Source organism: Thalassobacter sp., assembly GCF_982993085.1.
The window spans coordinates 1-9,984 of sequence record NZ_CEZFMW010000127.1; the positions used below are offsets into that span (position 1 = coordinate 1).

The window sequence follows — 9,984 nt, forward strand, 5'->3', positions numbered from 1 at the left end:
TCACCGCAGAGCAACCGATGCTTGCCGAGCAACCAGAGATCGCCAGAGCGGCTGACCGGATCCTCGGGGGTTTCCGGAACATCGTCCTCGCCCTCTTGAGGGCCCGTGCCCTCGTCAAGGCTCGACATCAGCACGTTCAACTCGTCGTCGGTGAAGCCTGTGAGGCCAAGATCGAAATCCGCCTCCAGCAGGTCGGCCAGTTCGAGGTTCAGCAGGTCCTTGTCCCACTCCGCATTCTCGCTGGAGCGGTTATCCATGATCCGGAAGGCCCGCGCCTGACTGGCCGTCAGCCCCTTGGCGACATGCACGGGTGCGGTCTTGAAACCGAGCTTTCGCGCGGCCTCGAGCCGCGTGTGCCCGGCGAGAACCACCATCGCTTCGTCCACGACGATGGGCTGTCGCCAGCCGAACTCCTGGATCGAAGCCGCAACCGTCGCAATGGCCTGCTCGTTGCGCCGCGGGTTGCACGCATAGGGAATGATCTGCTCAAGCGGCAGGTCCAAAACGTCCATGGGTCTTTCCTTGGATTTGGCATCGAAACGAAACGGGTCCGATGCATGAAACGAACCGAAGATCCGCGAAAGCGAAATGGGGTCAGACCCCCGTTTCGGTTCAGGCGGGTTTTTACAGCCCTTACGGCTTTGTTTTATTGAGTTTGCGCACAAAGCGAAACGAAACGGGTGTTTTGCAGGGTGTCACTGGGAAAGCGTTGCGCCTCGCCCCCCCGTATACAATCGCAAGCAGAAGGGACCCGTTTAATTTCAATGGGTTGTGAGGTGATTTATTTCGGACGAAGAGTGTTTTCTATCCATAAATCGATAAGCGGTGGCAGACCGGCAAACCATCAGCGTCCCAAGCAAAAACGGGGAGAGCCGTCTTCGATCGTACTCTCCCCATTATGCCTTACGCATAGCACGAAACTGTTGCATGTGTCGAAAACAAAAGTGTTGCAACATATTGCTTGTCAATCAGCGTTCAAGCGGTTGTGTAAGTCCCGACCTGTCTTGAAAAATGGCACAGATTTCGCATCGACCCAGACAGTTTCACCCGTGCGCGGGTTGCGCCGCTGACCAGAGTCGCGATGGCGAACACTGAAAACACCAAAGCCACGTAGCTCGAAACGCCCACCTACTGCGAGATGATCAACAATCGTGTCAAAGACCGCTGCCACAACCTTTTCTGCGTCACCGTTGGTTAGGTGGGGGTTTTCCACGGCAATCTTCGCCACCAATTCGCTTCTTTTCATGCTTCCCCCTTAGCCAAAATAGCATCATGCCCGCTCTAATCGGGCAGATTATATGAAAACCTGCCCGACAGCTTTGAGTCAATCAGCGTTTAGACGTGAGGAGATTTTCGTCAATGCCAGCTTATACTTGCGCCATGCCGTGGTGCGATCGATGCCCAACTCATAGGTGATCTCTTTCCACGGACGACGTGCCGCCCGTGACCAGATCAGCTTGCGCTCAGACTCTTCGATCCAAAGCACCCAATCGAAGGTCTGCTCGAGCCGGGTGATCGATGCCGCAGAAGGCCAGACGCGCATGGGCTGCGCCTCCATAACAGCAATCTCACGGCTGGTGCGCGCAATGTCAGGCCAGGCGTTGAAGTACCCCTTGGCCCTAACCGGTGGCAGTTTACGCAGCGTGCGGAATGCTTCTTCGAAATGATCCGCGACATCGTCGGCGGTCCAGGTCTTTTTCTCACCCATGGCGCACCTCCCCGGTGGGGCGTGGCCCATATAGTTTTGTGCCCAATTGTTCGACCAATTCACGTTCCGGCCAGGTCAGGCGCTGATCTTCGATGCTGACAGCCAGCACACCCTGTTCGTGCCAACCGTCCCGTTTGACCTGATCGGGATCACGGCGGTGTCCGCCATAGCCTCTGGGTGTAAACCTCATGCCACACCTCCTTGGGTCTCGATGGCCCAGTGGAGGATCGCAATGGCGTCGGCCTCGTTGTCGTCGGCGGGCGAGAAGCCGCGCGCCCGTGCGGCGGCAATCATGGCCTGCTTTGGCGCGTTGCCCTTGCCGGTGGTGTGGCGCTTGATGGTGCCGACGGGCACGCCCGCATAGGGAATGCCCCTCAGCTCGCCCCAGCTTGTCAGTGACGCCATCAGGCCCCCATAGACATGGGCCGCGTCAGTGCCCGCATGACGACGGACTTCCTCGAACCAGATCGTTGCAATCGGTCCAGACAGCCGATCGAGCTCCGTGAGCCAGTTGGTGAACCGCAGATAGCGCATACCACCGCCATCGTAGCGGCCAGGTTTGAACGACGCTGTCCCGCTGGTGATCAGGCTGTCAAAGCCACGGATGGCCCAGCCTGTGGTCGTGCCTAGATCAAGCGCAAGGATGCAGCGCGGGGTTTGTGTGGGTTGGGTCATGTAGACCTCCTCTTCGATTTGATGAGCAAGGCGAGAGGGCTGGCCGGTGAAGGCTGCGGTCTCGCCAAGCCCCGAAGGGTGGTCTGGTCAGGTCAGGCGCAGGGCGACGAGGCCGCCCGGCAGATCTTTCAAAACATTCAGGGAAGGCTCTTGAAAGATTTCCGCCCCTAAGTCGTTGTCCTATATGTAAGATATATAATCTTTCAATTATTCAATATTTCAATAGGCACCTATTTCTTACTATTTAAACGCGCGCGTACGCGTATAGGGATAAGGGGTCCTCTTGAAAGATTGAAAGATTTGAAGGATTGCGTTTTTCCGTTTTAAGTCATGGTGTTATCCCCAAGTCACACTTCAAAATCAGCTTCAGTGGGTTTGAAGGATCTCCCGTCACCCGCCAAACCGCGCGAGCCTGTACACCATGGCCTGCTTGGTCGATGAGCCGCGCATGCCCGTCGTGACATCCCCGCTTTCGATCAAGGTCAGCAGGATCTCATCACGGTCACGCGACTTGAGCCATTGTGAGGCGCGCGTGATTTCGGATTTGGCGATGCCTTTCGCACCTGCCGCTCGAATGATCTCCTTCAACCGCTTGAGATGCGCTTCCGTCTCGGTGTCAGCGACATGGCGTTCAACAGCCTCCATGGTCCGGCGCGCATAATGGCGCACAAAATCAATGGCCCAATCTGCGGCCGACAGATCGATCGCAGGCTTTGTCGGATCGCGCCCAACCGCCACAATCAGCGCCAGCTTTAACGCGTTCTCCCCAATACGGGCCAGGATCGCCGTGAAGGCTGTTCCACTTGCTGCGCGCAACTCCCCCGTCAGCTCTGCGCTGAGCAGTCGAAACCGGGCACGGGCCTCCTCGGTCATCGGCACGATAGTTGGGTTCACCGCAGTGTTCTGATCGGCCGTCTTGCCCGCAAGATTGCCTTTCTGGTGCCCACCACCGCAGGCCACGCTTTGCAGCCCGGCAATCAGCGCAGGTGGTGCCTGGCGCATGCCCACGGCGATGTTCTCGTCCGGATAATCCTCATCACTGGGCAGGATCAGAAAGCGCGCGAGCGAGCCGTCGACGACGTTTGCACCCTGCAATGCGCCCCAGAAGTGCAAAGGCGTCGTGGTGCCATAGACACTCAGGCAGGGTTGGTTGATATCCCTACGCTCGTTTGAGCCGTCACGGTTGGCATATTCCGCGCCGAGGAAAATCCCGCCCGCGGCCGTGTAAAGCTCGGTCATGTTGTCGAGGATTTCGGTAATGTGGCGCGGACTGCGCCGCCGGTCGGCTGCCGCTGCCAAGAACATCCCAAACTCATCGATCTGGAAGAGGATCGCAGGCTGGCGGTGCAGCGCGGTCAAAAGCCCCGCACCGGAGGCGATCTTATTGCCGCCCAGATGATGGGCCAGCCCCGCCTCAAAAAAGACCTCATTGATGATCTCGCGGGCGTGGTTCTTTCCTGATCCGCTATCCGCAATGCCCACGACATACAGGTTCGAGCGCAAGTTGCTTTCGGTGCGATACTGCCGCCCCATCAGCGCACCAATCGCGCAGAGGCTGGCGCCGAGCGACAAAAGCGGCTGAGGACGCCGGGCCGTCGACAGCATGTAATCGGTCAGATCGCCCACCAATCCATCGGGCATGACCAGCGTGAATGGCGAGATGACCGTTGGTTCCTCATTACCCTCAGACTGCTCTCCCAGCCTGGACAAAAGCCCCGCCGCTGGATGCTCGCCATCACAGGTAACAGCACCGTCCAGACATAGCGAGGCATCAGGTTGCCAGCCGCGCTCCATGGCAAGGTGGTAGATCGTGCCGGCGCCAATGCGATCGGGTTTGAAGCTGGCCCAGGCCTTAGCGGTCGCCGCGGGCACATCCTTGGCGGCCTGCGCTGACCAGCCGGCAAAGATATCGCCCCCAGCGTCACCAAGCGCTCCCTTCAGCGCCATGCCAATCCGCACCCAGCTGTCATAATCCAACTCCGCATTGGGCAGCCATTTCAGCGCGGCTTCAATGGCGGGCAATGTTCCCATCTGGCTATGGGCTTGCAGATGCTCCGTGCCCGGTGATCCTGTCGCCAGGCCAGGTTGCCGCAGATGTTCGGGCAACAGCGCATGGGCCTTATCAAGAAAGCTGCGTGCCATCTCTGCGGTAATCTCAGGTAGCTCTGTGATATCGAGATCAGCCAGCCCTTCCTCTGGCCACGCGTATGGCGCGCCTGTGTCCGGGTGGTTGGCATAAGCCACGAACTGCTGACCCAGACAAAGCACCTCCAGCGGATGACGTTTGATGCCCCGGAAAGGGGTTGCCGTGCGATAGATCAACATCCGCTTTGGCGCCTTGCCGATGCGCAGCGCCGGGGTATCCCCCAAACGGTCACGTGCCAGGTGCTCGATTTGAAGCGCCAATTCCGCATCTTCAACAACGTCGATATCGACAGCCGCAACCGTGCCGCCAACAAGCCCGATGCCACACTCGGGCCAGGTCGCCCATGTCGTCACCTCAACCTCCGTGGTCGGGCGTTCGGTGTGCCGGTTCCACTCGGGGTAGTCTGCCCATGCTCCACGCTTGAACTGACCTGGCTTTTTGGTGCCGGGACCGATCGGCAGAATGCCATAGCCATTGGTGACCAGCCGTGCGCCGAACCGCGCCATATACGATGTATTAGCCATCAGAACGGCACCTCCGGGGTCATTGCGTCGAGCCGTGTACGGTCTTGTCCCGCCAGCCCGCGCAGTTGGTCGCAATATCCGGTAATGACCGCATCGAGGAAGTGGTCCCACTCGGTCTCAGTCAGGGTGGCGAGATCAGATTTGCCGATACTTTCGAGGTATTCGCCACCATATTGGCCGCCAACGCTCATGGCCTGCATTTCATTTGGGGTGGGATCAATCATACCCGTCCTCCTGTGACAGATGTCCTGGCAGGTGCGAGAACAGAGGTGTTTGCGGCTTTGGTCCCGCCGCTTGTCCGAGACGGTGAATATCGGGTTGAACCACCCAAACCCGCGAGGTTCCCGGTGGCAGACGGCGCAGAGGCCGGAGTGGATGTGGCGCATGGATCGAACCTGTAGCCGGAGATTTCGAGAAAGCGGCCAGACGGGCGCACCGAGATCGCGGCGGGCCGGGCCAGTTGTCCCGCCTGTGCAATGGCATCGTCGACAGTGCGCGGCATCGGGCAGCCCGGCGCACGCTTACGCCACCACTCGAACGCCTTCTGGCGCGCATAGCCCTGATGCTCGACACAGACCCATTCATTGTAGGACTTGAGCCCGCAGCTATAGGTGACCTTCAGTGAGGGGCGCCCGCCGCGCTTGTCATGACGGCTATAAGATACGCCGTGGACCGGCAGCCATTGGACCTTCGGAGACAAAACCGGAAGCGTGGCCGCTGTGGGGGCGATTTTCACCTCCCGCGCCGGGAATTCGTATCCACAATCAGAGCATTCGGTGGCCGAAAGCGCGATGATGCTATCGCACTCGGGGCAGACCTTTGTGGGTGCCTCGCCACCCCCGCCATCGCCCGGGCGTTTCGGGCGGACCAGATCGATCGGTCCGTGGCGGCGGACATTGCCCGCAAAGTCGAGAACCAGACAGTTTTCCTTGTCCGGAGCCAGACGCGTGCCACGACCCACCATCTGGACGTAGAGCCCTGCAGATTTGGTCGGGCGCAGGAGCGCGATAAGATCGACGCCAGGCGCGTTGAACCCGGTCGTCAGCACGCCCATCGAGGCCAGTGCGCGGATTTCACCGCGCTTGAAGGCCGCGATGATGGCATCTCGCTCCTCCTTTGGCGTATCCCCGAAGATTGTGCTGCAGCTGATGCCTTGACGCCCGAACTCCTCGGCCACGTGACGCGCGTGCTCGACGCCCGAGCAAAAGGCCAGCCAGGATTTACGGTCTTTTCCATGGGTGATGATCTCGCTCACGGCTGCCCGCGTCGTCGCTTCGTGATCGACCGCGGCTGCCAGATCGCGCGCAATGAAATCCCCCGCACGGGCACCGACGTTCGAGACATCCAACCGGGTGGCAGGCTGCTTCGAGACCAATGGGCTGAGATAGCCAGCGTCGATCAGGTTGCGCACCGGTGCCTCATAGGCAATGTCGGTGAAGAGTGCGTCCTTGCCCTCATGCAGCATGCCGCTGCCCGTCCGGAACGGTGTGGCTGTGAGCCCGATCACCTTCAGCGCAGGATTGATCACCTGCAACGCGTCCAAAAAGCGCCTGTACATCGTGCTGGAATTGCCCGGGATCAGATGGGCCTCATCAATCAACACCAGATCAGTGTGGCCGATTTCATGGGCGCGGCGATGGATGGATTGGATGCTAGCAAACAAGACACGCGCTTGCGCCTCGCGCTTACCCAGGCCCGCCGAATAGATGCCCGCCGGTGCCTCAGGCCAAAGCCCAATCATCTCGGCATGGTTCTGCGCAATCAGCTCGCGCACATGGGTCACGATCAGGATGCGCTGATCCGGCCAAGCCTTCAGCACCCCCTCAATGAAGGACGCCATGACGAGCGACTTGCCGCCGGCCGTCGGGATCACAATGCAACAGTTGCCGGAATTTTCCTCGTAGTAATTGTAGATGGCAGCAACAGCAGCCTCTTGATAGGGTCTCAAAGTCAGCATTTTGGCTTCCTCCTAAGCGCGGCGTGCAAAGCCAGGTGCTCGCGGGCAGGCAGCACTTCCAGATTGTCCGGAGCGTTGTTCTGCCGGTTGTGATCTCGATGGTGTACGTGCTCATCCGGCCTCAGGGTCCGGCCGAGCTTTTCCTCGGCAACCACGCGATGTTCGTGGCGGCCGAAAAGCTTTCGATAGGTTGTCGGTTTCACGGACGGGAAGCGACGCAACTGGGCGGCGCGCATATGCTCCCGAACATCCGAGCTTGGCGCGACATAGCTTGGGTCGCCGTATCGGCGAATTCTCTGGGCGTGCTTGCCGCAGTATCCCTTAGCGCCTTTTTCAATCGTCGCTTCGCAATCTGGGAACCGGCAGGTCTTTGGAGGGCGACGCTTTTGTTTTTGCCGCATGGAAGACATCTCGCGTGCGAGGCATCCACAGGAACGAACACTCCCGGATTTCAAATTCCCAGTGGTGGCGCGGTGCTCGGCCCCACATTCGCACACACAAAGCCATGAGATTTCGCCCCTTCCGCTCCGAATGCCGCTATCTGCGATAATTGTGAGCCGACCAAATTTCTGACCAACACGAATACTTGCCGCTCTCATGGCGCAGCCTCCGTATTGCGGGCGTCATTTGACCAGGAGGCGCCATCGTTCATGCGGTAGGTGACAATGTCGTCCCCCGCATCGATGACCTCACCTGGCACGAGATCGGGGATGAAGAGATGTCTGCCGCAGGCGGCCCGCTGCTCAGCAGGCGACAGCATTCTGTCATGACGCGCGCAGTGCCATCCACCATCGACAGGCGTCGCATGCAGGCATGACCGACAGGTTACAGCGGCACCGCCACCCTCGTGGCAAGCCCCATGGTGATCACAGAACCGGCATTCGAACCAAGCCGGATCTTCGCTGATACGCGCAGGCGGGTGCTGGGCAAAGATAACCCGGCCAGCCTTTTCCAGAAGGCGTTCGGCCATGGCAGGATCGGCCTCAACCCGTTCGATATGCAGCGCGTCCGTGTTCTTGGAGACCGCCATGTAGAGCGCGCGGGTGATACCGGTCAGGTGCATGTAGATCTGCATCTGCGCGGCATGCTGCGGCTTGGACAGCACGACGCCCTTGGCGGTCAGCTCAGTGAAGCTCTTGACTCCATGGGTCTTGAACTCGAGCACATGCCAGGTTTTCGGGGCCTCGAGCAAACCGAGGGCGACGCCATCCAGCGAGCCGCCAAAATGACCGCCATGGGCCTCCACGCGGATTTGCCGTCCTGTTTCCGGATCCAGTTCCAAAACAGTGGCCCCTGTGGCGCGCAGGTTGCGCACCATACGGTCCTCTTCCAGCTGGCCTGTCTCAAACAGACGCAGCAGGCGGCCGGAAAAGCGTGACGGCGTCACCCAGCGGAAATCATACCAGAGCGCGCGTGCGCAAGATTTACCGATGATGGATGCGCCGAGATGGTCACGGAAACCATCGCCCTGGCGGGCCTCATAATCGGCGTAGATCGCCGTCAGCGTTGGCGTGGGTGGTGCGGGAAGATCAGCCATCACAAGCCCTCCCGTTCGCTACGGGCTTGGGCCTTGGCCAGAATGCTGCTCCAAGTGTCCGGGTCATGGCGCTCGCGCAGGACGCCGATCAGAGCATCTTTCAGCTTTTCGCGGCGACGGCGGCCGGTGCCTTTGGCAAGCAATTCTGCCCGTTCACGGCACAGGTGGCGCAGCGCGGTGCGCGCCCGGTGAAACCAGTCAGGGTCGATGGGCTTTTGCCCCCGTTGGCGCGCCAGATCAGCAGTCGCAATCTGCGTGCGGATCTTGGCAATATCGTCGTCGAGTTCGATCAACCGGCGCTGGTCATCAGGCAAGCCGGAGCTGATCACGGCCCGAGGGGCCGCGTTATGCAGGTCAGTCATGGGAATATCCTCAGATGAGTTTGGGCGCTGCCCCGTCAGTCAGGGATGCGGAGCAGCGCGATTGATCAGCCCTTCTTGTTCCAGGGCGCGGAGGCCATCTTGTGCGGTGCGGAAGCGGCCTGTGTCGGGGGCGGTGCTGAAGGGGTTGCAGCAGGCTTTGCGGTGGCAGGAGCGCCTCCACCTTCAGGCGGCAGATAGGCGATGGCGTTGCTCTCGCCGTAGCCGTTCTTCGGCGGCTTGATCTTCACCTGGATCGTCATCGGGATCAGGTGCAGCTCCTCGCTGTCACTCACATGCATCCGGCCCGTCGCATGGCAGATTGCCGACAGCGTCCGCTGTGCAATCTCGACTGTAGTGGGGTTCGGGTTCACGAGGTTCAGCTGATCAAAGATCTTCCGGCCCTTATGCTGGCCGTCCAAAATATCCAGCATCAACCAGAGAAACTGGCCCATACCGTTGCGGGTCACGCGCATTTCGCTCTCAACGATCTGAGCGCGGTATTTACCTGCGGGCAGCAGCTCATAGGGGGTTGTGGGTTCAACGCTGGTGGCGTCAAAGGACGTATCAAAACGTGCCATGGTCGTATCCTTTCAAGGCAATCATTGGGATTGGGGCATGGCTGCGAGGAACTCTGACCACGAAAGTGGCAGAGTGTCCGGCAGGCCGTAACGGTTCTTGGCGAGGAACGCGGGACGCTCTTCGGTGTGCATAACGCGCGCACCGGACCCGAGCGCCCGGGTCACCTTCTTGTTGAAGCCGACATCGGATTTGGCGACCGAGATTTGATAGTTGGCGAAAAGCACCACATCGGAATGCTCCTGCAGCAGCGCCGAGGCGCGGGTCTGCAGCTTGATCACATAGCGGTCGTAGGGCTCATGCTCCGGGCTGTCGAAACGCTTGATGTCGGTATGGGCGATCTGGATAACCACCATGCCCTTCCGGTCGCGCAGCGCGTTCAGCTTATCGAGATATTCACGCCAAATGGTCAGCGCCTCGGCATAGCCTTTGCCAAAGCCCGGGGTTTCGATCGACTGCCAACCATTGCGTTTGCACGCCTCAGCCCAGATCAGCGGCT

13 protein-coding genes are annotated in these 9,984 nt (G+C 59.9%); all 13 read right to left on the reverse strand.

Annotation, left to right across the window (positions count from 1 at the left end; translation table 11 throughout):
* Positions 1-512: ParB N-terminal domain-containing protein (locus AC4GMC_RS15520; RefSeq protein WP_487877366.1), on the reverse strand; the 512-nt coding region annotated here is incomplete at its 3' end.
* Positions 513-964: 452 nt separating this feature from the next.
* Positions 965-1,246, reverse strand: a complete 282-nt coding sequence (locus AC4GMC_RS15525) for an HU family DNA-binding protein (protein WP_487877365.1) — start codon at positions 1,244-1,246, stop codon at positions 965-967.
* A gap of 78 nt (positions 1,247-1,324) precedes the next feature.
* The gene (locus AC4GMC_RS15530) at positions 1,325-1,708 is read right to left on the reverse strand and encodes a DUF6362 family protein (protein WP_487877364.1); all 384 of its coding nucleotides are present in this window, start codon (positions 1,706-1,708) and stop codon (positions 1,325-1,327) included.
* On the reverse strand, positions 1,701-1,898 hold the full coding sequence (locus tag AC4GMC_RS15535; RefSeq protein ID WP_487633465.1) for a hypothetical protein: 198 nt from the start codon (positions 1,896-1,898) through the stop codon (positions 1,701-1,703). Before AC4GMC_RS15535 ends, AC4GMC_RS15530 begins: the two co-directional genes overlap by 8 nt.
* The gene (locus tag AC4GMC_RS15540; RefSeq protein WP_487877363.1) at positions 1,895-2,383 is read right to left on the reverse strand and encodes a crossover junction endodeoxyribonuclease RuvC; all 489 of its coding nucleotides are present in this window, start codon (positions 2,381-2,383) and stop codon (positions 1,895-1,897) included. The genes AC4GMC_RS15535 and AC4GMC_RS15540 overlap by 4 nt, the downstream gene beginning before the upstream one ends.
* Before the next feature lie 390 nt (positions 2,384-2,773).
* Entirely contained in the window at positions 2,774-5,053 is a 2,280-nt protein-coding gene (locus tag AC4GMC_RS15545; protein ID WP_487877362.1) for a DUF3987 domain-containing protein, read from the reverse strand.
* The gene (locus AC4GMC_RS15550) at positions 5,053-5,277 is read right to left on the reverse strand and encodes a DUF6511 domain-containing protein (RefSeq protein ID WP_487877361.1); all 225 of its coding nucleotides are present in this window, start codon (positions 5,275-5,277) and stop codon (positions 5,053-5,055) included. Before AC4GMC_RS15550 ends, AC4GMC_RS15545 begins: the two co-directional genes overlap by 1 nt.
* A complete protein-coding gene (locus AC4GMC_RS15555; protein WP_487879519.1) occupies positions 5,274-7,010 on the reverse strand; it encodes a DEAD/DEAH box helicase in 1,737 nt (578 codons plus the stop codon). The genes AC4GMC_RS15550 and AC4GMC_RS15555 overlap by 4 nt, the downstream gene beginning before the upstream one ends.
* Positions 7,004-7,411, reverse strand: a complete 408-nt coding sequence (locus tag AC4GMC_RS15560; RefSeq protein ID WP_487877359.1) for an HNH endonuclease signature motif containing protein — start codon at positions 7,409-7,411, stop codon at positions 7,004-7,006. Before AC4GMC_RS15560 ends, AC4GMC_RS15555 begins: the two co-directional genes overlap by 7 nt.
* Positions 7,412-7,605: 194 nt before the next feature.
* Positions 7,606-8,547, reverse strand: a complete 942-nt coding sequence (locus AC4GMC_RS15565; protein ID WP_490391470.1) for a PDDEXK family nuclease — start codon at positions 8,545-8,547, stop codon at positions 7,606-7,608.
* The gene (locus tag AC4GMC_RS15570; RefSeq protein ID WP_487877357.1) at positions 8,547-8,909 is read right to left on the reverse strand and encodes a hypothetical protein; all 363 of its coding nucleotides are present in this window, start codon (positions 8,907-8,909) and stop codon (positions 8,547-8,549) included. Before AC4GMC_RS15570 ends, AC4GMC_RS15565 begins: the two co-directional genes overlap by 1 nt.
* Before the next feature lie 65 nt (positions 8,910-8,974).
* A complete protein-coding gene (locus AC4GMC_RS15575; protein WP_487877356.1) occupies positions 8,975-9,487 on the reverse strand; it encodes a DUF669 domain-containing protein in 513 nt (170 codons plus the stop codon).
* 21 nt (positions 9,488-9,508) lie between these two features.
* Positions 9,509-9,984 (reverse strand): ATP-binding protein (locus AC4GMC_RS15580; RefSeq protein ID WP_490391471.1); only part of this gene is annotated, 476 nt, incomplete at its 5' end.

Bases quoted from the DNA above. Each gene is read 5' to 3' on its own strand.
- AC4GMC_RS15525 (WP_487877365.1), bottom strand. From the start codon at position 1,246: ATGAAAAGAAGCGAATTGGTGGCGAAGATTGCCGTGGAAAACCCCCAC.
- AC4GMC_RS15530 (WP_487877364.1), bottom strand. From the start codon at position 1,708: ATGGGTGAGAAAAAGACCTGGACCGCCGACGATGTCGCGGATCATTTC.
- AC4GMC_RS15535 (WP_487633465.1), bottom strand. From the start codon at position 1,898: ATGAGGTTTACACCCAGAGGCTATGGCGGACACCGCCGTGATCCCGAT.
- AC4GMC_RS15540 (WP_487877363.1), bottom strand. From the start codon at position 2,383: ATGACCCAACCCACACAAACCCCGCGCTGCATCCTTGCGCTTGATCTA.
- AC4GMC_RS15545 (WP_487877362.1), bottom strand. From the start codon at position 5,053: ATGGCTAATACATCGTATATGGCGCGGTTCGGCGCACGGCTGGTCACC.
- AC4GMC_RS15550 (WP_487877361.1), bottom strand. From the start codon at position 5,277: ATGATTGATCCCACCCCAAATGAAATGCAGGCCATGAGCGTTGGCGGC.
- AC4GMC_RS15555 (WP_487879519.1), bottom strand. From the start codon at position 7,010: ATGCTGACTTTGAGACCCTATCAAGAGGCTGCTGTTGCTGCCATCTAC.
- AC4GMC_RS15560 (WP_487877359.1), bottom strand. From the start codon at position 7,411: ATGCGGCAAAAACAAAAGCGTCGCCCTCCAAAGACCTGCCGGTTCCCA.
- AC4GMC_RS15565 (WP_490391470.1), bottom strand. From the start codon at position 8,547: ATGGCTGATCTTCCCGCACCACCCACGCCAACGCTGACGGCGATCTAC.
- AC4GMC_RS15570 (WP_487877357.1), bottom strand. From the start codon at position 8,909: ATGACTGACCTGCATAACGCGGCCCCTCGGGCCGTGATCAGCTCCGGC.
- AC4GMC_RS15575 (WP_487877356.1), bottom strand. From the start codon at position 9,487: ATGGCACGTTTTGATACGTCCTTTGACGCCACCAGCGTTGAACCCACA.